Below are 22,192 nucleotides of genomic sequence, written 5' to 3'. Positions count from 1 at the left end.
GTCAGCCCTTCCCGAGCTGGAGGGCCTGCTGGTAGGCCTCGGTGGCGCTCCTGATGGTGGCCAGGTTGGCCTGGTAGCCGCGCTGGGCCATCAACAGCTGGGTCATCTGGTCGCCGAGGTCGATGTCGGGGTAGCGGACGTAGCCCTCGTCGTCGGCCAGGGGGTTGGTCGGCTCGTAGACCAGCCGGCCTTCGGCGCTGCCGAGCTCGGTACCGGCGACGCGCACGCCGCCCTGGCCGGAGCCGTACTGGACCGCCTCGGCGACGATCATGCGTTCCTGGAAGGCGTCCTCGCCGGGCGCGTTGACCGTGTTGATGTTGGCCATGTTGTCCGCGACGGCGTCCATCCACTTGCGGTGGACGAACAGCGACGAGCCGCCGATGCGCAGCGTGTCGAAGACAGTCATCACTGGGTCCGCAGGGCCGAGCGCAGCAGGGCGTACTTGCCGTCCAGGGCGCTGATCGACAGCTGGTAGCGCAGCCCGGTCTCGGTCGCGATGACCGTCTCGGTGTCCAGGTTGACGTTGTTGCCGTCGGTCCGGGTCGGGTCCATCGAGCGGGTGACGCTGCGCTGGCCGCCCGCCGGGACCTGACCGTTGACGATCTCGGCCTGCAGGGTCGACTCGAAGTCGACCCGGCCGGCGAGGAAGCCCGGCGTCTGGATGTTGGCGATGTTGTCGGCGGTCACCCGCTGGCGCTGCTGCAGCCCGGTGAGGGATGCGTGCAGCGCCGTCATGGTCGAGTCGGTGATCACCGGACGCCCAGCAGGGAGCGACGGAGCACGAGGTACCTCCGGGTACGGCGGGACGCGCTCCCAGGGGAACCTGAGAGCGAGGGGGCCGCCGATCCGTGGCGAAGTTGGTGCGTTCCGTGCCCTTGAGTCATCGGCAGTCGGGGCGCCGCCCATGACCACATGCACCCGATCGGGCACGCCCGTCACGGAACGCACACGTCCCCCGGGGCAGAAATGGCCATTTCTGCCCCGGGGGACGGGGGAGTGCGGGTGGTGCGGGTGGGGCTACAGCACCCGGTCGATGAAGGAGGCGACCGGCCGGGACGGTGCGTAGGACATCCGGGCGGCGACGTCCCGCTGCTTCTGCGACTGGGTGATCCGCTCGACCAGCGCCTCGGCGACCGCCAGCTGGTGCTGCAGCAGCCGGGCGGCGCGCTCGCGGAGGTCGTCGGGCAGCGGGCCCAGGTTGCTCGGCGGGATCCAGTCGGTGGACCGTCGTCCCCAGGCCGCAATCTCCTCCGCCCGGCCCCGGGCGAGGGTCTCCTCGGCATCCTGTACGTCGCCTTCCAGGGCGTCGAGCACCGCAGGCCAGTTCCGGGCCTCGTCCACCAGCGCGGGGAAGTCGCCGACCCGGTTGCGGGCGGGGCCGTCGCCCGCCCGGTCGCCGATCATGCAGGTGCGGACGCGAGGGAGGCCGCAGCCTCCCGCCAGGCGTCCCGCAGCGGCTCGACGATGCGGCGGCAATCGGCGATCCGACGGACGTCGCCCTTGACGTTGGCCGCGATCAGCTCGGTCAGCAACCAGGCATAGAGCGCGGCGAGCCGGGGGCCGCCGTCCCAGATGTCCACCCGCAGACTGGCCTGCAGTTCCAGGACGATCTCCTGCGCGTGCTGCAGCTGGTTGCCCGCCTCCGGCCGGTCGCCGGTGATCAGGGCGGCCTCGGCTCGCTCCAGGTCCAGGGCGAGGCGGTTGTACAGCATCACCAGCAGTTGCTGCGGAGAGGCGGTGGCGACCGCGTCGCCCAGGTAGCGGGCGCGCAGGGCGGCGGCACTCATGCGATGGACTCCTCGGTGATGCGGAACGTCGGACGGAACGAACGTGGCGGACGGCGGGAACACCGGCGCGGGTCAGGAGGACTACGAACGGGACCAGCCGGGCAGCGATCCCAGCTGCGAGGCCAGCCAGCTCGACTGGCCCTGCAGGCTGGACAGGGCCGACTCCATGGCGGTGAACTGCCGGGTCAGTGTGTCCCGGCGCAGGTCGAGGCGCAGGTCCCACCCGTCGATGCGCTTCTGCAGGTCGGTCACCTCGCCGTCCTTGCCCTTGGCCAGGTTGACGAGGGAACCGATCGTGCTGTCGGTCGCAGACTTCGCAACGCCGAGCAGCCGCTGCGCCACCCCCTCGACGGCTGTGGTCCCGGTGCCGGACCCGTTGACCAGTCGCTGGGCGAGCGCGGGATTGTCCTCGAGCGCGGTGGTGAAGGCCGCGGAGTCGAAGGTGATCCGGCCCTCGCGGGTGAGCTGGAGGCCGGCGCGGGCGGCCGACCCGTCGCCGCCGATCGCCTCGGACACCGCGTCGAGGACCTGCCCGGCCAGGCCGCGCAGCGAGCTGTCCCCCCGCAGGACGGCGGTGCTTCCGGGGCCGTTCTTCGAGTACTCGCTGATCGTGGAGAGCACGTTGTTGGCCGCGGTGACCAGCGACTGGACGGCGGTTGACAGCGCTGCAGGGTCGCTGGCCACGGTGACCGTGGCGGCCTCGCCGGCCTTGCTGACCGTGAACGTCGTCCCCGGCATGAGGTCGGTGAAGGTGTTGGTGGTCGACGTGGCCGTGTAGGCGCCGCCGGCCACGCTCAGCTTGGCGTCGGCCCCCGAGGTCACGGGAGAGAACGTGACGTCGCCGGTGGTGGTGAACGTCCCGTCCGCGCCGGAGGAGTTGGCGCTGAGCTGCAGCCGGAATCCGGTACCGGTGTTGACGGCGGTGGCGGTGACGCCGGCCTTGGCGGCGTTGATGGTGGTGACGGCCTGCTCGAGCGTCGCATCGGCCGGGATCGGGATGGTCGTGGCGGCGGCGTCGCCGTCGGCGTCGGTGACGGTCAGCGAGATGTCGCCGGCCGGCGGGACCCAGTCCGACGAGCCGATCACCGTGTGGCTGGCGGCGAGGCTGGTGACAGAGAAACTGACTTGCCCAGTGGTCGCGCCGGCGCTCGCGGTGGCCGAGACCGTCGGCGAGGAGCTGGTGGCCTTGACCGGCGCCCAGGTGGTGGCCTTGGTCAGTGCATCGGCCGCCGACTGCAGGGTGGAGAAGGTGCTGTTGACCGTCCGGTAGGCCGAGGCGTCGGCCTTCGCGTCGATCAGCTTCGTCGAGAGCATCCGCTGCGGCTGGGCCTCCAGCTGCATCAGCTGGGAGATGATCGTGGCCGTGTCCAGCCCGGAGGACAGACCGCTGATGCTCATGCCTGCCATGGGGTTCTCCGGGAGTCGTGCGCCGCATCGGCGGGGGAGTGTGGACGAGCAGTGAGGGGGGAGGCCGGGGCCTCCCCCCTCACTGGGTCGTGCTCAGTGGTGCAGCGTCAGATCAGCCCAGCAGTCGCAGGATGCCCTGCGACGCCTGGTTGGCCTGGGCCAGCATGGAGGTGCCGGCCTGGGTCAGGATCTGGGTCCGGGTGAAGTTGGTCATCTCCTGGGCCATGTCGGTGTCGCGGATCCGGCTCTCCGACGCCGTCGTGTTCTCGATGGCGACGTTGAGGTTGTTGATGGTGTGCTCGAACCGGTTCTGCTTGGCACCCAGGTCCGCGCGGATCCCCGACACCGTCTCCAGGGCGTCGTTGATCAGCGTGATGGCCTCGTCGGCACCGCTGGCCTGAGTGAACTTGACGCTGGCGGCGTTCACCTCGTCGGCGGTGGCCGTGGCGGCCGGAGCCTGCCCGGTCAGGGTGAGCTCCGTGGCGGTGCCGGCGGCGGTGAGCTGACCGGTGCCGAAGGCCTCGTCCAGCTTGGTCTGCAGCTCGGCCGTCGTGTCGACGTCGGCGCCCAGGGTCGCCAGGTCCAGGCTCTTGCTGCCGACGGTGACGGTGCCGTTCAGGGTCCCCCAGCCGCCACCGGTGGCGTCGGTGAAGTCACCGGCGAACTCCACGTTGCCCGCGGTCCCGGCGACCGCGTTGGTCACGTCGCCGGTGATCGCGTCGCTGGCGACGGTGCTGACGTCGACGCCGGCGACACCGAGCTGCGAGGCGCTCGCTCCGCCGGCGATGCCGACCGTGATGCTCTCGTTGGCGTTGGCGCCGACCTGGAAGGCCTTGTTCGTGAAGGTGCCGTCCAGCAGCTTCGTGCCGTTGAAGTTGGTGGTGTCGGCGATCCGGGTGAGCTCCGACTTCAGCTCGCCCATCTCCTTCTGGATGCTGACCTTCGCCTCGTCGTTCAGGCTGCCGGCGTTGGAAGCCTGGACCGACAGGTCGCGCATGCGCTGCAGGATGCTGGTGGTGGTGCCCAGCGCGCCCTCAGCGGTCTGCACGACCGAGATGCCGTCCTGGGTGTTGCGGACGGCCTGCTTCATGCCGCCGATCTGCGAGCGGAGGCCCTCGGAGATGGCCAGGCCCGCGGCGTCGTCGGCGGCGCGGTTGATGCGGAAACCGGAGGAGAGCCGCTCCAGCGACTTGCTCATCTGGTCGTTGGTCACCGACAGGTTGCGGTAGGAGTTGATCGCCGCGGTGTTGGTGTTGACGCTCATGCCCATGGTGTTCCTCCGTGGAATCGGGGCTTTCGGTTGACCCCGCTGCATCCGTGCTGCGGGGTGTTGCAACTCAGGTAACGGCGCGGATCAGGGAGTCCTTGACCCGAACCGGAGAAGTTTTTCCGTGCTCCCTCAAGCGGGTTGGGCAGCGGTGCGCTGCCCAGCCAGCGCCCACTCCCGGCGAGCTCGGGAGTGGGCGCCGGCGCCCGCCGCCGTCGGCTGCGCGGTGCGGGGAGCCGGCGCGGGGGAGCGGGGCTCCGGCGTCCGGGATGACACCCGCTCGACGTAGGCGCGCTGCTGGTTCCGGGCCCGGACGCCGCCCGCGGCAGCAACCGGCTCGCCGTCCCAGATCTCGCTCATCGCGGCGTGCAGCAGGGTCAGCGCGCGGGCGCGCATCTGCGACACCCGGGAGAGCGTGACGCCCAGGGAATCGGCGATGTCGGTCAGTGACTCGTCGCCGAAGAAGTTGCGCTCGACGACCTCGTCGAGGCGGTCGGGCAGTGCGCGGATCGCCTCGTGCAGATGCCGGGTCCGCTCGACCCGCAGCAGGGCCCGCTCCGGAGAGTCGCTAGTGTCGGGCAGGTCGAGGGAGGTGCCGTCACCGCCGGTCTCGGCGTCGATGCTGACCATCACAGCGCGGTGCACGTCGACGCGCAGCGAATCCAGCTCGGCTCGGCCGACGCCCAGGCTGGCTGCGAGCTCCTCCCGCGTCGGCGGGCGCCCCAGGCTCATGGTGAGCGCATCGGCGGCGGCATCGGTGCGCCGGGCCGCGGCCCGGACCGACCGGCTGGCCCAGTCGCCCGAGCGCAGCTCGTCGAGCACCGCGCCCTGCAGGCGGGGCAGCGCGTAGGTGGCGAAGGTGGCCCCGGCCGTCGGATCGAACCGGCGGGCCACCTCGACCAGCGCCACGCGGGCGCAGGCCTGCAGGTCTTCGCGGCTGACGTGGCTGGGCAGGGAGATGCGCGAAGCAACCGCGTTCACCGCGAAGTGCGTCAGCGGGAGATGGGTGGTCACCAGTGCGTCGACGTCGGGGTGTCGGCGTTCGCTCACGGCTGCGGTCACGCCGTCCTTCTCGGCTGGCCGGAGCCGGTCCGGGACCGGGTGTCCGCGGATTTCTGTGCGGTCGGTTCGCTCGGCTTGATCGGACGCCGGACCGTGCCGATGGCAGAAGCGTCGGCAGGGCTCGCTCGGGCCCGTGCCGCAGACGGACACGACGACGAGGAAGGCGGCCGGCATGGACCACCAGCACCTGTCGACGTTGCTGTGGCGGGAGCACGAGCTCCTTGACCTGCTGCTGTTCAAGGCCGAGGAGAAGCAGTATCTGATCCTCACCGGCAAGAGCCGGTGGCTGCCGCGGATCGCGCACGAGATCGAGGTCGTCCTGGAGCAGCTGCGCACCCTCGAGGTGGAGCGTGCCGCCGCGACCGAGCAGATCGCCGGGCGGCTGGGCCTGGAGGCCAACCCCTCCCTGCGTCAGCTGGCCGACTCCGCGCCCGCGCCCTGGAACGACCTCTACACCAAGCACCACGAGGCGCTGCTGACGCTCGTCACCGAGCTGCGCAGCCTCTCCGACGCGAACAAGGAGCTGATCGAGAGTGGGTTGTCGGTGATCGGCGACGCGCTGCTGTCCTCCCGCACCGGGACGCAGTCCGGGACCTACACGAACAACGGCCGCACGGCGGGGAATGCCTACCGCTCGGTGACCCTGGACGGTGCGATGTGAGTACGTTCTCCGGCCTCAACACTGCGACGACGGCGCTGTGGGCGCAGCAGCGCGGCCTCGACGTCACCGGCCAGAACATCGCCAACGTCAACACCGAGGGCTATTCGCGCCAGCGGGCGGAGCTGCAGTCGGTCGGCGGAACCTCGGTCGCGGCGATCTGGTCGGTCAGCAAGGACGTCGTTGGGGGAGTCGATGCCGACACGGTGATCCGCATCCGGGACGCCTTCCTGGAGGCGCGTGCCCAGGCCGAGAGCGGCAAGACCGCCGCGATGACCGTGCACGACACCACCCTGGCGCAGATCGAGCAGGCCTTCCGCGAGCCGGGGGACACCGGCATCCAGGCCAAGCTCACCGACGTGTTCAAGGCCTGGGGCGACGTGGCGAACAACCCGACCGAGGACGGCGCCCGCACCGCGGTGCTGCAGAAGACGGCCACCCTCGTCGCGGAGTTCCACACCACCGACGCGGCGTTGGACAAGGCCTGGTCGCAGACCCGGGACGCACTGGGTGTGCTGGCCGAAGGCGTCAACACCACCATCGGCCAGGTCGCCGAGCTCAACACCGCGATCAAGAAGGCGACCCAGTCCGGCCAGCCGAGCAACGAGCTGGCGGACAAGCGCGATGCCCTGGTCCTGGAGCTCTCCCAGTCGATCGGCGCCACCTCGACCGCCGGGGACTTCGGCGTGGTGGACGTCTCGGTCGGCGGGGCTGCTCTGGTGTCCGGGGGCTCGGCCCTCCGGCTGACGGTGCAGGAGACCAGTGGAGTGCCGGGCACCAACCCCACCGACCAGCGCCTGGTCACCGACCCCGGGGGCACGGCTGTCAACGTCGGTGGCACCGCTGGAGGCCAGCTCACCGCCCTGCGCGACACGATGCCCGGCTACCGGGACAAGCTCGACGGCGCCGCCCAGGCGCTCGCGACCGAGTTCAACACTGCTCACGCCGGGGGTGTTGACAAGGACGGCAACCCGGGTGTCGCACTGTTCGACGACGGCGCAGGGAATCCGACCGGCATCACGGCGAAGACTCTCGCCCTGGCAATCGGGGACATTGCCCTCCTGGCCGCCGCGGACGCTGGCACCGAGGGCACTCAGACCACGGACAATCGCAATGCCCTGGCGATCGCCAAGCTGCAGAGCGCGGCGAACGGCACGGCGGTGGCCTACCGGCAGCTGATCGTGAAGCTCGGCGTCGAGGCATCGGTGGCGACCGGGAACCTGCAGACCCAGACGGTGGTCGCCAGCCAGGTGGACGCTTCCCGGGAGTCGGTCTCCGGGGTGAACCTCGACGAGGAGATGACGAACATGCTCCGGTTCCAGCACGCCTACTCGGCGGCGGCCCGCATGATCACCGCGATCGACGAGACGCTCGACGTACTGATCAACCGCACCGGCCGCGTGGGGCTGTGACCTGATGAGGATCACGCACAAGGCCCTGGTTCAGACCAGCCTCCAGGGGCTGAGTCGGAACATGGACGCCATTGCGAAGCTGCAGCAGCAGCTGACCTCCGGCAGGACGATCAGCAAGCCGTCGGACGACCCGACCGGCACCAACGCCGCGATCATCGCCCGTCAGGAGCTGGCCACCGCGACCCAGCACGCACGCAACATCAGCGATGGCATGGGCTTCCTGGACGGGACCGACTCGGCGCTGCAGAACATGATCGCGCAGGTGCAGCGGGTCCGGGACCTCACCGTCCAGGGTCTCAACGACGGTGCAGGCTCGGAGAGCAGTCGGACGGCCGTTGCCACCGAGGTCGCCGGTCTCCAGGAGAGCCTCGTGGGGCTGGCCAACACGAAGATGCAGAACCGGCCGATCTTCGGCGGTATCACCGCCGGAGATGCGGCGTATGCGCTCTCCATACCGGATGCCGACGGCGTCCGGCAGGTGACCTTCCAGGGGCACGGTGCCGCCGATACGCCGGTCCCCGTCGTACAGATCAGCCGACAGGTGTCCGAAGCCGATGTCATCCGCATCGACATCAGTGGTCCTGAAGCGTTCGGCCAGCCCGGTAGCGACCTCTTCACGATCGTCGGCAGCATCGCCCAGCACGTCCGGGCGGCTGACCCGGCAGAGCGAGCGCTGCTGCAGCAGGATCTGGCGGATCTGGATGCAGCCATCAGCGGGATGCTCAAGGCCACCGCGGACGTCGGTACCCGCACCTCGCGGCTGGAGACGGCGAAGCAGGTGAACGCCGACCTGCAGCTGTCGCTGACCAGTCGCTCGGCGGACATCGAAGACGTCGACCTGCCCAAGACCATCATGAACCTCCGGATGCAGCAGACTGGCTACGAGGCGGCGTTGTCCGCGACGGCGAAGGCGATCCAACCGAGCCTGGTCAACTTCCTGCGCTGAGCAGGGGCGGGTCGGGTGTCGATCTGGCAGCCGACCTGCCGAGAAGGCAAGTGTAGGGCGCCGCACGACGGCGGCCGGCCCCGCACCGGCGGGGCGATGCCACGGATGGCCACACGAACCCATGGAGGGGTCCAGACATGCTCACACTCACCCGCAGCGTCGGCGAGAGCATCCGGATCGGCGAGGACATCGAGGTCTACGTCGTCGAGGTCCGCGGCGGCACCGTGCGACTGGGCTTCAAGGCCCCCCGCGAGGTGACGATCCACCGCGAAGAGGTCTACAAGCAGATCGCCGAGGCGCAGAGCCTGGCTGCCGAGGTGGCCGCAGACGCACTGGCTGCCTTGTCGGCATTTGCACCAGGACCGGATCAGCCGACTAGCAAGTAATGACATGAGGTTGACCGATACGGCTCAATAACAGCTCACCTCAGCCGTCACAGTAGTCACAGGGCGGCGAGTCTCGCCGTCCGCGGCTCTGATCGTGCGCAAGTCTTCCCCCACAGCACCACGGTTACAGGGGGAGACGAACATGGAACTCAGCGCACTCGCATCGGGCCCGGCAGTCGACATCGAGCTGTCCGTCGACCTGCGCGTCGGGCCGTCCGGCTCCGACGACCTGCGTCTGTGTGGTGCCGTCGACGGCTCCTCCGGCGAGCCGGCCACCGCCGGAGCGGACTGGTCGGAGACGGTCGTGGTGCACGTCCAGCTGCGTCCCCGCCGGTCGGCCACCCGCCGGTGCCTCGCCGCCCTCGCGGAGCTGGCCGCCCGGCACGACTCGGTGGCCTTCGCCCTGACCGGGCTCAGCGGCGACGACCGCGCCGTCCGGATCACAGTCGGCGTCGAGCTCGGCCCGCGCGAGCTGATCGCGAAGTTCTCCGACCAGGCGCAGGCCGCCTACGCCTTCGTCGACGGTCTCTTCACCGACCTCTACGACTTCATGCCGGTGTACGTCGCCGAGCCGAACGAGGTCGAGCGAGCAGCGGCCGCCGGTGTGCTCGAGGCCGTCGAGACCCCCCGGCCGCGGGCGCCGCGGGTCCCGACCCCGCGCATCCCCTCGCCGCGCCGTCCCTCCGCGGACAGCGTCCACGCCCCCGCTCGCCGCGGGGTCCCCGCCCTCGTCTGAGGCCGGCGGTGGTCGGCCCACGAGGGCCGTGTCACCCGCTGCGGCAGCAACACCTCAGGCACGCCCCACCCCAGCCCACCTGCACTTCCCCTCAGGAGGACCGGTGTCCCAGGACATGCTCACCGCCCAGCTCGCCACCGACCCCGCCCGCACCCGTGAACCGCTGGTCTTCGGTGGGCTCACCGAGGCCGAGGGCTGGGCACTGGCCCCGATCACCCCCCGCGACCGGGTCCACTTCCGCACCGACCGGGAGCTGCCGCTCACCGAGTTCCGCGCCGCCCTGCCGGCCGGGGTCACGGTGACCTACGACGAGGGCGACGGCCTGTACCGGGTCGACGGCGACACCGGGACGGGCGAGGCGCTGGCCGGGGTGATCCGCGCCTGGTGCGCCGCCGAGGGCTACGCCACGGTCGGGCTGCGGCCGGAGGCCGGCGTGCGCCGCCGGGCCCCCCGCGACCTGCCCGCCGCGTTCCTGGACGGCCTGTGCCGGCACTACTGCCGGGTCAGCCTCAAGCGCCTGCAGCGGAACATGAGCACGATCCGGCTGCACCTGCCCGACAACGACGACGTCGACCAGCAGGTCGCCGAGTGGGTGTTGAAGGCGGTCAGCCAGTACGACGAGACCAAGTCCGTCCCCTTCGGGGCCTTCCTGGCCACCCAGCTCTCCAAGTGGGTGCACGACCTCGGGCGCAACGCCTACGGCCGGACCGCCGCCGACACGGAGAACAAGCAGCAGAAGGCGGTCGCCGCCTTCACCGCGGAGAACCAGCGCCGGCCCAGCGAGAAGGAGCTGGCCGCCTACATGGGCCAGAGCGTGGCCACGCTGCGCCGCAACTCCCAGACCGTCGCCACCCTCAACGGCCTGCGCAACCTGCAGTCCCTGGACGGCGGCACCGACACGGTCGAGTTCGTGGTCCCCGACAGCGCCGAGGTGCCCGACGAGATCATGGGCGAGGCCGAGCAGAGCCTGCTGTCGCACGCCCTGACCGCCGCGTGCGCGCCCGACCCGACCGCCCGCCGGGACCAGCGCGCGGCGCAGCCGAACGTGCTGGGCTGGGCGACCTGGTACCTGACCACCTGGGGCGGGCAGACCAAGACCCAGCTGTCGGCCGACCTGGGCACGTCGGTGCGCAACATGAACGTGCACGCCGACCGCGCCGAGAAGGCCCTCAAGGAGCGGCTCACCGAGCTCGGCGGCTGAGCTCCGCCAGCCGCCCCGCGCGTGCGGCGGCCCGGTGTCCCGGAACTGGCCAGAGCGGGCGGAAAAGGTTGCGATCCGGGTCCATCGGGCCTCTCACCTGCCGATATCCAAGTCGTGACCGCGCCGGAGCCCCCTCGCCACAGTGCGGAGGACGGTCCTCCAGTCGGGTCCGGAGCCCGTCGTCCGGCGGTGCGGGAGTGAGCGGCCCGCCCGCCGGGGACCCGGCCCAGGCGGTGCTCGTCCCGCACTGGTTGAGCAGCCCGGACCGGCTCGAGGTCGAGCGGGCCGTGCAGGCCGCGCTGGACGGAGGGCCGCTGCACCCGGTGGTCGCCGTCCACCTGGGCGAGGTGCTCACCGAGCTGCACGTGGCCGCCGCCCGCGAGGTCGTCTGGCCCGCGCCCACCGCGCGCGTCCGCCGGGCCACCGGCTGGTCGGACGACGTGGTGCCGGTGCGGCTGTCCGCCGTCGAACTGGCGAGTGTGTTGTCCCTGCCCGGTCTGCCGACCGTGGCCCGAGAAGCCCTGACCGGAGGACGCAGCGCATGACCGGAGCGCTCTTCGGCACCCCGGCCGGTCTCCTCCAACGACTGAACCGGGCCGAGGTCCGGGTGACCGACGTGCGGGCTGCCGTGGAGCTGCTGGCCGACCGGGGGGTCGACCCGGACCTGGAGCTCGGCGTCCTCGACGGGGCAGGCCGCGGCCCGATGCTGGTGCTCGACGACACCGGTCGCCGCACCCGCGTCCTGCTCGCCGAGCTCGCCGAGCAGATGACCCGGGCCCGGGTGCCCGTGGCGGCCGAGTCGGTCGCCACCGCGCTGGACGCCTGGCTCGCGCGCCGCCCGGTACCCGACCCGATCGCGCTGGCCGCCGGCATCGCCGTCCTGGACTGGTCCGACGCCCGGCAGACTGCGCTCGGCTGGCGGGTGGTGGTGGCGCGCGACCAGCTGGTCGTGCCCTGGCGGCCGTCCCGCACGGCGTCCCTGCCCCTGGTCCACCAGGCGCGGTCGGCCGCGCTGGGCCGGGCCGCCGTCGTCCGGACCGCGCTGCGGGTCGAGGGTCCGCTGGGCCTGTGGACCTCGGCCGGCGTGCCGGGCGTGGACACCGCGGTCCTGGTCCGCCCCGAGGAGCTGCTCGTCGAGATGGCCGCCGCCGGGCTGCGGCTGCACGACATGCACGTCGTGGTCACCCCCGGCCGGCCGGTCGCCTGCGCGGAGGCCGCCGTGGCGCGCCGGCTGGTGGCCGAGGCGACCGATGCCTGCGCGACCCTGCCGTGGCGGGAGCTCGCCGACCTCGGCTGGGCCTGACCCGCCGCGCACGCTCCTCAGCCGGTCAACCCAGGACGCCGTACTCCCAGTGCCACGGCTCCGGGTTCGGCCCGCCCGCCTGTGCCCAGTCCGGTTGCAGCCACCCGTAGTGCCCGGCGTTGAGCTGCATCCACGCCGTCTGCGCGGTGCCGAAGCGGTTGATGCCGCCGCACAGGTCGACCGCCAGGGCCCAGCCGTGGTTCGAGGTGCCCGGCACCGCGGTGATCCCCGGCTTCCGGTGGTGGACGTCGACCTGCGCGCCCAGGGAGCGGTAGGAGTCGGTGATGCACAGCGGGGCGCCGAAGGTCTGCGCGTAGGCCGCGGCCATGGCCTGGTAGGCGGCCGCCGCGTCACAGCGCAACCGGTGCCCACTGCTGATCGAGCAGAGCTGGTGGGCCGGGATCTGCCCGTTGGCCCAGCCACCCCACGCGCCGGTCGCCGGCCCGGAGGCGCTCCCCGGGGCGGGCAGCGGTGCGCTGCACGTCGCCGGGACGGGGCCGCTGACCGGCAGCGGTGCGGGCGTGGCCGGCGGCACGGTCACCCGGACGGCGGTGCTCAGGTCGGCCAGCTCGTGCACCGCCACCTGCCGGCGGTCGGCGGAGGCGGAGAGCACGCTCGTGCCGCCCAGGTACAGGCCGACGTCGTCCAGGCCGCTGCGCGGGTCGGTGCGGAACACCACGTCGCCGACCTGGAGCTGCCCGGCCGGGACGGGGGTGCCCTGGGTCCACTGGCCGGGCAGGTCGGCGGGCAGGCCGATGCCGCCCTGCGCCCATGCCGTGGCGGTGAGCCCGCCGCAGTCGTAGCCGTCGGGTCCCTGCTGCCCGACCAGGTAGGGCTTGCCGAGCTGGGCGAACGCGGCGCTGACCGCGGCGACGGTCTCGGCGGGGAGCACGGTCAGCGTGCCGCCGGCGGCGTAGGTGGTGGCCACGCCGGGCACCGGCGCACCCGTGGCGTCGCGCAGCGGGGCCAGCCCGGCCGGCAGTGCACCCGGGTCGGTCAGGGTCGCGGCGGGGGGCGGGGTGACCCCGGTCGCGGCCAGCCGCCCCAGGTGGTCCTGCCAGCCGGTCAGCGCGGCGGCGTTGCGGGCCTGCTGGTCGGCAGCGGCGGCGCTGGTCGACAGTGCGGCCCACTGGGCGCTGACGGTCGGGTCGAGGTCGGCGACGATCTCGCGGACCTCGACGAGCACCTCGGCGGCCCGGTTGCGCGCCCGGGCCGCGGCCGCGTCGGCCGCGGCGGCGGTGTCGGTGTGTTGCGCCGCCTGCACGGCGGCCCGCGCGGCCCGGGCGACCGAGGCGTCCTGCTGCTCGGTCAGCTGCTCGGCCAGGCCCTGCGCGTGCAGCACCTGGGGCGTCGAGTCGGGGGAGTGCAGGGAGAGCTGTGCCAGCGGCCAGCGCTCGTCCGGGCTGCGCCGGTACGCGGCGTCGGCATGGGCGCCCACGGCAGCCCGGTCGGCGGCGACGACGGCCAGCGCCGCCGCGCCGGCGCCCCGGGCCTGCTGGGCCTGGGCGGTGAGGCTCTCGGCCTCGGACAGGGCGGCCCGGTGGCGGGCCGCGGCGTCGGCGAGGGTCGCGGCGGTGGCCTCGGCCTGGCCGGCGACGGCGGCCGGTGACGAGACCTGGCCGGCCTCGGTGGGCGGCTGGGCGGTGACGGCGAGGACGCCGATCAGGGCCAGGGTGGCGCCGCTGACGACGGCCAGGCGGTGCCACCAGCGCTGCGCGGCACCGGGGGTGCGGGTGCGCCGCGGTGCGAGGCGGCGACTGCCGGGGGCCGGACGACGCCCGGCCGGGGTACGAGGGGCGGGCTTCCCCGCGGGCTGCCGGACCGGCGCCTTCCGGGTGGCGGGCTTCCTGGCGGGTGGCTTCCGGGTGGACCGGCCGGCGGCGGACTGCGCACGGGGCCGCGGCGCAGGAGCCTGCGCTCGTGGTGCGGGCACCGTCGTCCCCCAGCTGCGTCGGATCGGCCCGGGCGCCAGGCGGCGTCCGGTGTCCTGATCCCATCGACGTGCCCCCCGGGGCGGTGAAGGTCCCTCACCGGTTCGGGGGGTGCAGCTCACCCCTTCGGGGGAGACGACGAGGCCCCGCCGTCCAGCTGGACGGCGGGGCCTCGGAGAGGCTGGAACGGCCCCGCTGCAGGGGCCCGCCGCGAGCTTGCGAGCGGTGGGGGCAGCGGGGTCCTTCTTCAGCGCTGGGCGATCTCCACGAAGGAGCGCTCGGCCGGGCCGGTGTAGACCTGGCGCGGACGGCCGATCTTCGTGGCCGGGTCCTCGATCATCTCCCGCCACTGGGCGATCCAGCCCGGCAGCCGGCCGATGGCGAAGAGCACGGTGAACATCCGGGTCGGGAAGCCCATCGCCCGGTAGATGAGACCGGTGTAGAAGTCGACGTTCGGGTAGAGCTTGCGCTCCACGAAGTAGTCGTCGGAGAGGGCGATCTCCTCGAGCTGGCGGGCCAGGTCGAGCAGCTCGTTGTTGCCGCCCAGCTTGTCCAGCACCGTGTCGGCGGTCGCCTTCACCAGCGCCGCGCGCGGGTCGTAGTTCTTGTAGACCCGGTGCCCGAAGCCCATCAGCTTGACGCCGGGCTCCTTGGCCTTGACCCGGGCGACGAAGCGGTCGATGTCGCCGCCGTCGGCCTTGATGCCCTCCAGCATCTCCAGCACCGACTGGTTCGCCCCGCCGTGCAGCGGGCCGAACAGCGCGTTGATCCCCGCCGAGACCGACGCGAAGAGGTTGGCCTGCGAGGAGCCGACGAGCCGGACGGTCGAGGTCGAGCAGTTCTGCTCGTGGTCGGCGTGCAGGACGAAGAGCATGTCCAGCGCCTTGACCAGCTCCGGGTCGGCCTCGTACGGCTCGGCCGGGAACCCGAAGGTCATCCGCAGGAAGTTCTCCACCAGGCCCAGCGAGTTGTCCGGGTAGAGGAACGGCTGCCCGACCGACTTCTTGTACGCGTAGGCGGCGATGGTGGGGAGCTTGGCCAGCAGCCGCACGGTCGACAGCTCGACCTGCTGCTGGTTGAAGGGGTCGAGCGAGTCCTGGTAGAAGGTCGACAGCGCGCTGACCGCCGAGGACAGCACCGGCATCGGGTGCGCGTCGCGCGGGAAGCCGTTGAAGAAGCCCTTGAGGTCCTCGTGCAGCAGGGTGTGCCGACGGATCCGCTGGTCGAACGCCGCCAGCTCGTCGGCCGTCGGCAGCTCGCCGTAGATCAGCAGGTAGGAGACCTCGAGGAAGCTCGCCTTGCCGGCCAGCTGGTCGATCGGGTAGCCGCGGTACCGCAGGATCCCCTGGTCACCGTCGATGTAGGTGATCTCCGAGGTGCAGGACGCGGTGTTCACGAACCCGATGTCCAGGGCGACCTGGCCGGTGGTGGCCAGCAGCTTGCTCGTGTCGATTCCTCCGGACCCTTCGGTCGCGGGGATGACCGGCAGCGGCAGTTCGCCGCCGGGCCAGCGCAGGGCTACGTCTGGGGTGTTCGCTGTCTCGCTCATCAGGTCTGGACGCTACTCAGTTCTCGCCGGGATGCGACACGGCCCCGCCGCAGAGATCTGCGACGGGGCCGTGGACACCCTTGGACGGCCCCGCTGCCGGGGCCTTACGGGTGGGTCATCGACAGCACGTCGAGGGCGGCGTCCAACTGCTCCTCGGTGAGCTTCCCCTGCTCCACGTAGCCCCGCTCCACCACGACCTGGCGGATGGTCTTCTGCTCGGCCAGCGACTGCTTGGCGACCTTGGCCGCCTCCTCGTAGCCGATGTACTTGTTCAGCGGCGTGACGATCGAGGGGGAGGACTCGGCGTAGGTGCGGCACTGCTCGACGTTTGCGGTGACGCCGTCGACGCAGCGGTCGGCCAGCAGCCGGCTGACGTTGGCCAGCAGCCGGATCGACTCCAGCACGTTGCGGGCCATCAGCGGCAGCGTCACGTTGAGCTCGAAGACGCCGGTGGTGCCGGCGTAGGTGACGGCGGCGTCGTTGCCGATCACCTGCGCGCCCACCTGGATCACCGCCTCGGGGATCACCGGGTTCACCTTGCCCGGCATGATCGAGCTGCCCGGCTGCAGGTCGGGCAGGGCGATCTCGCCCAGGCCGGTGCGCGGGCCCGAGCCCATCCAGCGGAGGTCGTTGGCGATCTTGATGAGGCCGACGGCGATCGTCTTGAGCTGACCGGACCCCTCGACCAGGGCGTCCCGGGAGCTCTGCGCCTCGAAGTGGTCACGGGCCTCCGACAGCGGCAGGTCCAGCTCGCCGGCCAGGCGCTCGATGATCGCGGCGGCGAAACCGGGCGGGGTGTTGATGCCGGTGCCGACGGCGGTGCCGCCCAGCGGGAGCTCGCCGATCCGGGGGAGCGAGGCGTGCAGCCGCTCGATGCCGTAGCGGACGGCGGCCGCGTAGCCGCCGAACTCCTGCCCCAGGGTCACCGGGGTGGCGTCCATCAGGTGCGTGCGGCCGCTCTTGACGACCTCGGCGAACTCGGTGGCCTTGCGCTCGAGGGAGCCGGCCAGGTGCTCCAGCGCGGGCACCAGGTCGCGCACGATGGCGCCGGTGGCCGCGACGTGGATGGCCGAGGGGAAGACGTCGTTGGACGACTGCGAGGCGTTGACGTGGTCGTTCGGGTGCACCGGTGAGCCGAGCGCCTCGGTGGCGAGGGTGGCGATGACCTCGTTGGTGTTCATGTTGCTCGACGTGCCCGACCCCGTCTGGAAGACGTCGATCGGGAAGTGCGCGTCCCAGTCACCCCGGGCGACGGTCGCCGCGGCCTCGGTGACGGCGTCGGCGACGTCCTGCGGCAGCACGCCGAGGGAGGCGTTCACCCCGGCGGCAGCACCCTTGATCGCCGCCAGCGCACCGATCAGCTCGCGCTCGATGGGCGTGCCGGAGATCGGGAAGTTCTCCACGGCCCGCTGGGTCTGGGCGCGCCACTTCGCCCACGAGGGGACGCGGACCTCCCCCATGGAGTCGTGCTCGATGCGGTAATCCCCGCCGTCGGTCTCGGTGGCCACGCTGCGCTCCCCGGGTGTGATGTGTGCTGATGGTCCTGCGGGAGCGACCCTAGACACCGCGGGACGGCCCCGCGGCTAGGGTCCGCAGCATGAGCGAGCAGCAGGCCGGGGAGCCCGGTCCCCTCCCCGTGGTCCGTGCCTCCGACGCCGAGCGCGAGGCGGTGGTGACCCGGCTGCAGACCGCCCTCGGTGAGGGGCGGATCAACGTGGACGAGTTCACCCAGCGGGCCGACGTCGCCTACGCCGCGGTGACGACGGCCGACCTCGACGAGCTGCTCGCCGACCTGCCCGGGCCGACGTCGGCCGTCCCGGCGTTCGGGGAGATCGTGGGGGAGCGGACGACGGGCACGATCGCCACCGTCTTCGGCGACGTGAAGCTGACCGCGACCACCAGCGTGCCGGAGCGGGCCAGCACCGTCTTCGGCGACGTCCGCATCGACCTCCGCGGCCTGCGCACCTCCGACGAGGTGGTGGCGCTCCAGCTGGGCACGGTCTTCGGTGACGTCGAGGTGATCGTCAGCGAGGGCGTCGCCGCCGAGATCGAGGGCTGGACGGTCTTCGGTGACCGCAAGACCCAGCTGGCGCCGGTGCCGCGGCTCCCGGGCACCCCGCGGGTCGTCGTCCGGGGCTGGACGGTCTTCGGCGACCTGAAGCTCCGCAGCCTGGCGCCGGGGGAGTCGCCCAGCCGCTGGCGGGCCGTCCTGGACCGGCTGGCCGAGCGCCGCTCGGCCCCGCCGCCCGCCGGCTGAGCCGGGCGGCGCGGGCCGGCGGTTCAGGCCTCGTCGTCGCCGAAGGGGACGGCCGAGTACTGGTTGAGCTTCTCCAGCGAGTGCAGGCTCTCGATCGAGCGGATCGTGCCCGAGCGCGAGCGCATGACCAGCGACTGCGTGGTCGCCCCGCCGGCGCGGTACCGCACCCCGCGCAGCAGCTCGCCGTCGGTGATGCCGGTGGCGACGAAGAAGACGTCGCCGCGCACCAGGTCGTCGATCACGAGCACCCTGTCCAGATCGTGGCCGGCGTCCAGGGCGCGCTGCCGTTCCGCGTCGTCCTTGGGCCACAGCCGGCCCTGCAGCGCGCCGCCCATGCACTTCAGGGCGCAGGCGGTGATGATCCCCTCCGGCGTGCCGCCGATGCCCATCAGCAGGTCGACACCGGTGCCCTCCTGAGCGGCGGCGATCGCCCCGGCGACGTCGCCGTCGGTGATGAACTTGATCCGGGCGCCGGCCTCGCGGACCTCCCGGACCAGGGTCTCGTGCCGCGGCCGGTCCAGGATGCAGACGGTCACGTCGCCCACCGAGCTGCTCTTGGCCTTCGCCACCTTGCGGATGTTGTCCGCCACCGGTGCGGTGATGTCGACGACGTCGGCGGCGGCCGGTCCCGTGGCGATCTTGTCCATGTAGAAGACGGCGGACGGGTCGTACATCGCCCCCCGGTCGGCCACCGCCATCACCGCGATCGCGTTGGGCATGCCCTTGGCCATCAGCGTCGTGCCGTCGATCGGGTCCACCGCGACGTCGTAGTCGTTGCCCCAGCCGTCGCCGACGTGCTCGCCGTTGTAGAGCATCGGGGCCTCGTCCTTCTCGCCCTCCCCGATCACCACGACGCCGCGCATGTGCACCGTGCCGATGAGCGCCCGCATCGCGTCGACCGCGGCGCCGTCGCCACCGTTCTTGTCACCCCGGCCGACCCAGCGGCCGGCGGCCAGCGCGGCGGCCTCGGTCACCCGGACCAGTTCCAGGGCCAGGTTGCGGTCCGGCGCCGGCCGGTCGGCGCGCAGGGTGGAGGCCGGCCTGGCCTGCAGCGGGCCGTCGGGCAGGGGAAGGGACACGGGACCTCCTGAGAGCCGTCGGGCGACGCTGCCCAGCGGGGTGGTGGAGCGGTGCTGCGATCCTAGGGGCATGCCCGACACCGGCCAGGACGGCGAGCAGCCCCGGCCCGCCCAGCCCTCCGTCACCGCCACCGACGCCGCGACCGGCACGTCTCCCGACGCCGGCGGCCCGGCCCCCGCCGCCTCCCCGGCCGAGGACCGGATGCACCGCTTCACCTCGGCCAACATGATCCGGTCGCTGCTGCCGCTGCTGGTCATCTGCCTGGTGATCGTGGGCGTCACCGCCCTCCGGCAGAACCCCACCGACCCGGTCCGCGACGTCGACCCCGCGAGCGCGCAGCGGGCGGCCGCCGAGCGGGCCGACTACGAGCTGCTGGTGCCGACAGACCTCCCCGACGGGTGGCGGTCGACGAGCGTGCGCACCAACGCCGGCTCCGTGCAGGCCGGCGCCCCGGTCACCCTGGAGATCGGCTGGTTCACCCCCAGCGAGGAGTACGCCGGGTACGTGGTCAGCGACGACCCGAGCGCGCCTGCGCTCGCCGACGTCCTCGACGGCGCGACCGCCGACGGCACCGAGCAGGTCGACGGACAGTCGTGGGAGCGGCTCGACACCCAGCGCGGGGAGACGGCGCTGACCCGGACCGCGGACGGCGCCACCCTGGTGGTCAGCGGTTCGGCGTCGGAGGAGGAGCTGGCGACCCTGGCCGGCTCCCTGGAGCCGTACGCCCCCTAGTCCTGCCCGGTGGGGGCGGCGGCGGCCAGGCGTTCGCGGGCCCGGTCGAGCCAGTGCTGGCACAGCTCGGCCAGCTGCTCGCCGCGCTCCCAGAGCGCCAGCGACTCCTCCAGGGTGAGGCCGCCGGCCTCCAGCCGGCGCACCACGTCGGCGAGCTCCTCGCGGGCCTGCTCGTAGGTCTGGGTCGGCTCGACGGCCTGCTCGGGCTGTTCGGTCACGGTTCCCCATCCTCCCCGGCGGGTGTGCGGTCGACCCGCACCGGTAGCCGGCCGCCGGCGACCCGCACCTGCAGCCGTTCGCCGTCGTCCACCCCGGCGGGGTCGCGGACCAGCGCGCCGTCGGCCCGCTGGACCACCGCGTAGCCGCGTTCCAGCGTCGCGGCGGGGGACAGCGCGGCGACCCGGGCACGGGCGTGCACGAGGTCGCGTTCGACGCCCTCCACCCGGTGGGTCAGCGTGCGGGTGGCCCGGGTGCGCAGCGCGGTGACGTCGTCGGCGCGGCCGGCCAGCAGCCGCTGGGGATCGGCGAGCACCGGGCGGCTGCGCACCGACTCCAGCCAGCGTTCCTGCTGCTCCAGCCGGCTGCCCAGCAGGTGCCGGGCCCGGGCGCGCAGGCCCTCGACCAGGCGCGTCTGCTCGCCGATCTCCGGGACGACCCGGTGTGCGGCGTCGGTGGGGGTGGCGGCGCGGACGTCGGCCACGTGGTCGACCAGCGTGGTGTCGGTCTCGTGCCCGACGGCGGTGACGACGGGGGTGCGGCTGGCCGCGATCGCCCGCACCAGGCCCTCGTCGGAGAAGGGCAGCAGGTCCTCGACCGAGCCGCCGCCGCGGGCGATGACGATGACCTCCACCGTCGGATCGGCGTCCAGCCGCTGCAGCCCGGCGATCACGGACTCGGCCGCCGTCGGACCCTGGACGGCGCAGTTGTACATCGCGAAGCGGACCGCCGGCCAGCGTCGCCGGGCGGTGACCAGCACGTCGCGCTCGGCGGCGCTGTCCCGCCCGGTGATCACGCCCACGACGGCCGGGGCGAAGGGCAGCGGGCGCTTGCGGGCGACGTCGAACAGGCCCTCGGCCGCCAGCAGCCGGCGGATCCGCTCGATCCGGGCCAGCAGCTCGCCGAGGCCGACCGCCCGGATCTCGGTGGCGCGCAGCGAGAAGGACCCACGGGCGACGTAGTAGTCGGGTCGTGCGCGAACGACGACCCGGGCGCCCTCGGTGAGCTCCAGGCCCGGCCGGTCGGCGACGTCCCGGTGGCAGGTGACCGGCACCGAGAGGTCCGCAGCGGGGTCGCGCAGGGTGAGGAAGACGGTCGCTGCGTTGCCGCGCCGGGACAGCTGGGCGACCTGCCCCTCGACCCACACCTCGCCGAGCCGGCCGATCCACTCGGCGACCTTGCGCGCCACGGTGCGGACCGGCCAGGGCGACTCGGGGGAGGACGGGCTGGTCACCCGCCCGAGCCTGCCAGACGGAGGACCCGCTGCTCCCCGAGCCTGGCGAGCCCGGGTCGAGGCCCGGACGGGGGCCGGCTCAGCCGGGATAGCCCGGGGCCGCGGGGAGCCCGAAGAACTCCTCCAACGTCGCTGCCCCGGTGCGCTGCATCTCGGTGGCCAGCGGGGTGCCCACGTACCGGATGTGCCAGGGCTCGTACTTGAAGCCGGTCACGTCCTGGCCGCCCTCGGGGTACCGCACGAGCCAGCCGAACTCGGCGGCGTGGGCGGCCACCCACTGGCCCTCGGCCGTGGTGGCGAAGCAGCTCTCGATGTCGCACCCGCCGCCGCCGACGTCGGCCGCCAGCCCGGTCTGGTGCTCGCTGTGGCCGGGCCGGGCCACCTGGATCTCGGCTCGGTCCTCGCCGAAACGGCTGACCTGGGCGCTGAAGAGCGACACCTGGTAGTCGTAGGACCGGTAGGCGCTCTGCACGCTCAGCTCGATGCCCTGGGCGGCGGCGACACCGATCATCGCGTCCATCGCCTGCGCCGCCTCCGCGCGCAGCTGGTACCCGTTCCCGAACGGGACCAGGTCGGCCGGGGCCCAGTCGATCGGGCTGAGCGGGCGGGCCTTGTTGACGACCACCCAGCTGCTGGCCGGGTCGATGAGCGACAGCTGGGTGCGGTCGAAGGTCGGCGTCGGCGTCGGCGTGGGCGTGGGCGTGGGGCTCGGGGTCACGGCCGCCGCGGTGGTGGTGGAATCCCCGACGGCCGTCGGGGTCGGGTCGTCGTCCGCCCCGCCGCCCCGCAGCCAGACGGCCAGCCCGACCACGACGACCAGCACGGTGACCAACGCGAGCAGCAGGACGAGCCGTCGACGTCCCCCCGTGTCCTCCGAGCCCCTCGTGTCCGTGCTGCCCGTCGTGTCCGTGCTGCCCCTCGTGTCCGTGCTGCCCACCGTCTCCGCTGCCTGCCTCGTCCCTGCCGCCGGCTCAGAGGGTGTTGGGTAACTGATCCAGCGCGGTCGGTGAGGGCGCGATCTGTTCGTG

24 protein-coding genes are annotated in these 22,192 nt (G+C 72.7%); 10 read left to right on the top strand and 14 right to left on the bottom strand.

The window, feature by feature from the left end; translation table 11 throughout:
* Window position 1: 1 nt before the first annotated feature.
* The 7 genes from IN07_RS01635 to IN07_RS01605 form a co-directional block, all read right to left on the bottom strand.
* A complete protein-coding gene (locus tag IN07_RS01635; protein WP_036332954.1) occupies window positions 2–406 on the bottom strand; it encodes a flagellar basal body rod protein FlgC in 405 nt (134 codons plus the stop codon).
* Complete coding sequence (locus IN07_RS01630) at window positions 406–753, bottom strand: flagellar basal body rod protein FlgB (RefSeq protein ID WP_197058306.1); 348 nt, start codon at window positions 751–753, stop codon at window positions 406–408. Before IN07_RS01630 ends, IN07_RS01635 begins: the two co-directional genes overlap by 1 nt.
* A 264-nt stretch (window positions 754–1,017) precedes the next feature.
* Window positions 1,018–1,404: a hypothetical protein gene (locus tag IN07_RS01625; protein ID WP_036332952.1), complete on the bottom strand. Its 387-nt coding sequence runs from the start codon at window positions 1,402–1,404 to the stop codon at window positions 1,018–1,020.
* Window positions 1,401–1,787 (bottom strand): flagellar export chaperone FliS, encoded by a 387-nt coding sequence (gene fliS / locus IN07_RS01620; protein WP_036332950.1) that lies wholly within the window; start codon window positions 1,785–1,787, stop codon window positions 1,401–1,403. The genes IN07_RS01625 and fliS overlap by 4 nt, the downstream gene beginning before the upstream one ends.
* Before the next feature lie 81 nt (window positions 1,788–1,868).
* Window positions 1,869–3,185, bottom strand: a complete 1,317-nt coding sequence (gene fliD / locus IN07_RS01615) for a flagellar filament capping protein FliD (RefSeq protein ID WP_036332948.1) — start codon at window positions 3,183–3,185, stop codon at window positions 1,869–1,871.
* A gap of 121 nt (window positions 3,186–3,306) precedes the next feature.
* On the bottom strand, window positions 3,307–4,458 hold the full coding sequence (locus tag IN07_RS01610) for a flagellin N-terminal helical domain-containing protein (RefSeq protein ID WP_231557935.1): 1,152 nt from the start codon (window positions 4,456–4,458) through the stop codon (window positions 3,307–3,309).
* Window positions 4,459–4,593: 135 nt separating this feature from the next.
* On the bottom strand, window positions 4,594–5,523 hold the full coding sequence (locus tag IN07_RS01605; RefSeq protein ID WP_081975103.1) for a sigma-70 family RNA polymerase sigma factor: 930 nt from the start codon (window positions 5,521–5,523) through the stop codon (window positions 4,594–4,596).
* Window positions 5,524–5,656: 133 nt separating this feature from the next.
* Between IN07_RS01605 and IN07_RS01600 the strand changes: the two genes are divergently transcribed.
* The 8 genes from IN07_RS01600 to IN07_RS01565 all read left to right on the top strand — a co-directional run bounded on the left by IN07_RS01600 (window position 5,657) and on the right by IN07_RS01565 (window position 12,165).
* On the top strand, window positions 5,657–6,184 hold the full coding sequence (locus IN07_RS01600) for a flagellar protein FlgN (RefSeq protein WP_231557934.1): 528 nt from the start codon (window positions 5,657–5,659) through the stop codon (window positions 6,182–6,184).
* Window positions 6,181–7,593 carry a flagellar hook-associated protein FlgK gene (gene flgK, locus IN07_RS01595; protein ID WP_036332942.1) on the top strand — a complete coding sequence of 471 codons (1,413 nt, stop codon included), beginning with the start codon at window positions 6,181–6,183 and terminating at the stop codon, window positions 7,591–7,593. The genes IN07_RS01600 and flgK overlap by 4 nt, the downstream gene beginning before the upstream one ends.
* A 4-nt stretch (window positions 7,594–7,597) precedes the next feature.
* Window positions 7,598–8,539 (top strand): flagellin N-terminal helical domain-containing protein, encoded by a 942-nt coding sequence (locus tag IN07_RS01590; protein ID WP_036332940.1) that lies wholly within the window; start codon window positions 7,598–7,600, stop codon window positions 8,537–8,539.
* A gap of 137 nt (window positions 8,540–8,676) precedes the next feature.
* A complete protein-coding gene (csrA, locus tag IN07_RS26600; RefSeq protein WP_036332938.1) occupies window positions 8,677–8,925 on the top strand; it encodes a carbon storage regulator CsrA in 249 nt (82 codons plus the stop codon).
* 142 nt (window positions 8,926–9,067) lie between these two features.
* A complete protein-coding gene (locus IN07_RS25575) occupies window positions 9,068–9,661 on the top strand; it encodes a hypothetical protein (protein ID WP_197058305.1) in 594 nt (197 codons plus the stop codon).
* 103 nt (window positions 9,662–9,764) lie between these two features.
* A complete protein-coding gene (locus IN07_RS01575; RefSeq protein ID WP_231557932.1) occupies window positions 9,765–10,862 on the top strand; it encodes a sigma-70 family RNA polymerase sigma factor in 1,098 nt (365 codons plus the stop codon).
* A gap of 197 nt (window positions 10,863–11,059) precedes the next feature.
* The gene (locus IN07_RS01570; protein WP_036332933.1) at window positions 11,060–11,407 is read left to right on the top strand and encodes a hypothetical protein; all 348 of its coding nucleotides are present in this window, start codon (window positions 11,060–11,062) and stop codon (window positions 11,405–11,407) included.
* Window positions 11,404–12,165 (top strand): hypothetical protein, encoded by a 762-nt coding sequence (locus IN07_RS01565; RefSeq protein ID WP_036332931.1) that lies wholly within the window; start codon window positions 11,404–11,406, stop codon window positions 12,163–12,165. The genes IN07_RS01570 and IN07_RS01565 overlap by 4 nt, the downstream gene beginning before the upstream one ends.
* Before the next feature lie 25 nt (window positions 12,166–12,190).
* On the opposite strand, the gene IN07_RS01560 is transcribed toward IN07_RS01565, so the two are convergent.
* The 3 genes from IN07_RS01560 to IN07_RS01550 all read right to left on the bottom strand — a co-directional run bounded on the left by IN07_RS01560 (window position 12,191) and on the right by IN07_RS01550 (window position 17,153).
* Window positions 12,191–14,098, bottom strand: a complete 1,908-nt coding sequence (locus IN07_RS01560; protein WP_052090520.1) for an NlpC/P60 family protein — start codon at window positions 14,096–14,098, stop codon at window positions 12,191–12,193.
* Window positions 14,099–14,343: 245 nt separating this feature from the next.
* Entirely contained in the window at window positions 14,344–15,645 is a 1,302-nt protein-coding gene (locus IN07_RS01555; RefSeq protein WP_036332929.1) for a citrate synthase, read from the bottom strand.
* Between the two features lie 104 nt (window positions 15,646–15,749).
* Window positions 15,750–17,153, bottom strand: coding sequence for a class II fumarate hydratase (locus IN07_RS01550; protein ID WP_036332927.1), 1,404 nt, complete (start codon window positions 17,151–17,153; stop codon window positions 15,750–15,752).
* 89 nt (window positions 17,154–17,242) lie between these two features.
* On the opposite strand from IN07_RS01550, the gene IN07_RS01545 reads away from it, so the two are divergent.
* Window positions 17,243–17,902: a DUF1707 SHOCT-like domain-containing protein gene (locus tag IN07_RS01545; protein WP_036332924.1), complete on the top strand. Its 660-nt coding sequence runs from the start codon at window positions 17,243–17,245 to the stop codon at window positions 17,900–17,902.
* Between the two features lie 23 nt (window positions 17,903–17,925).
* Here the strand turns inward: IN07_RS01545 and glpX are convergent, their stop codons facing one another.
* Window positions 17,926–18,981, bottom strand: coding sequence for a class II fructose-bisphosphatase (gene glpX, locus IN07_RS01540; RefSeq protein ID WP_036332923.1), 1,056 nt, complete (start codon window positions 18,979–18,981; stop codon window positions 17,926–17,928).
* A 70-nt stretch (window positions 18,982–19,051) separates the two neighbouring features.
* Between glpX and IN07_RS01535 the strand changes: the two genes are divergently transcribed.
* Window positions 19,052–19,714 carry a DUF4245 domain-containing protein gene (locus IN07_RS01535; RefSeq protein WP_081975102.1) on the top strand — a complete coding sequence of 221 codons (663 nt, stop codon included), beginning with the start codon at window positions 19,052–19,054 and terminating at the stop codon, window positions 19,712–19,714.
* Here the strand turns inward: IN07_RS01535 and IN07_RS01530 are convergent.
* The 3 genes from IN07_RS01530 to IN07_RS01520 form a co-directional block, all read right to left on the bottom strand.
* Window positions 19,711–19,932 (bottom strand): exodeoxyribonuclease VII small subunit, encoded by a 222-nt coding sequence (locus IN07_RS01530; protein ID WP_036332921.1) that lies wholly within the window; start codon window positions 19,930–19,932, stop codon window positions 19,711–19,713. The two genes, IN07_RS01535 and IN07_RS01530, sit on opposite strands and share 4 nt — an antisense overlap.
* Window positions 19,929–21,164 carry an exodeoxyribonuclease VII large subunit gene (xseA, locus tag IN07_RS01525; RefSeq protein ID WP_036332919.1) on the bottom strand — a complete coding sequence of 412 codons (1,236 nt, stop codon included), beginning with the start codon at window positions 21,162–21,164 and terminating at the stop codon, window positions 19,929–19,931. The genes IN07_RS01530 and xseA overlap by 4 nt, the downstream gene beginning before the upstream one ends.
* A gap of 79 nt (window positions 21,165–21,243) precedes the next feature.
* Window positions 21,244–21,987: a M15 family metallopeptidase gene (locus IN07_RS01520; protein WP_231557937.1), complete on the bottom strand. Its 744-nt coding sequence runs from the start codon at window positions 21,985–21,987 to the stop codon at window positions 21,244–21,246.
* Window positions 21,988–22,192: the final 205 nt, after the last annotated feature.

Source organism: Modestobacter caceresii (genome assembly GCF_000761485.1).
GTDB classification, from domain to species: Bacteria; Actinomycetota; Actinomycetes; order Mycobacteriales; family Geodermatophilaceae; genus Modestobacter; species Modestobacter caceresii.
This window is presented reverse-complemented; position numbering and strand designations above follow the sequence as displayed.

Bases quoted from the DNA above. Each gene is read 5' to 3' on its own strand.
- IN07_RS01635 (WP_036332954.1), bottom strand. From the start codon at position 406: ATGACTGTCTTCGACACGCTGCGCATCGGCGGCTCGTCGCTGTTCGTC.
- IN07_RS25575 (WP_197058305.1), top strand. From the start codon at position 9,068: ATGGAACTCAGCGCACTCGCATCGGGCCCGGCAGTCGACATCGAGCTG.
- fliD (WP_036332948.1), bottom strand. From the start codon at position 3,185: ATGAGCATCAGCGGTCTGTCCTCCGGGCTGGACACGGCCACGATCATC.
- csrA (WP_036332938.1), top strand. From the start codon at position 8,677: ATGCTCACACTCACCCGCAGCGTCGGCGAGAGCATCCGGATCGGCGAG.
- IN07_RS01545 (WP_036332924.1), top strand. From the start codon at position 17,243: ATGAGCGAGCAGCAGGCCGGGGAGCCCGGTCCCCTCCCCGTGGTCCGT.
- fliS (WP_036332950.1), bottom strand. From the start codon at position 1,787: ATGAGTGCCGCCGCCCTGCGCGCCCGCTACCTGGGCGACGCGGTCGCC.
- IN07_RS01625 (WP_036332952.1), bottom strand. From the start codon at position 1,404: ATGATCGGCGACCGGGCGGGCGACGGCCCCGCCCGCAACCGGGTCGGC.
- IN07_RS01535 (WP_081975102.1), top strand. From the start codon at position 19,052: ATGCCCGACACCGGCCAGGACGGCGAGCAGCCCCGGCCCGCCCAGCCC.
- IN07_RS01555 (WP_036332929.1), bottom strand. From the start codon at position 15,645: ATGAGCGAGACAGCGAACACCCCAGACGTAGCCCTGCGCTGGCCCGGC.
- IN07_RS01590 (WP_036332940.1), top strand. From the start codon at position 7,598: ATGAGGATCACGCACAAGGCCCTGGTTCAGACCAGCCTCCAGGGGCTG.
- IN07_RS01610 (WP_231557935.1), bottom strand. From the start codon at position 4,458: ATGAGCGTCAACACCAACACCGCGGCGATCAACTCCTACCGCAACCTG.
- IN07_RS01565 (WP_036332931.1), top strand. From the start codon at position 11,404: ATGACCGGAGCGCTCTTCGGCACCCCGGCCGGTCTCCTCCAACGACTG.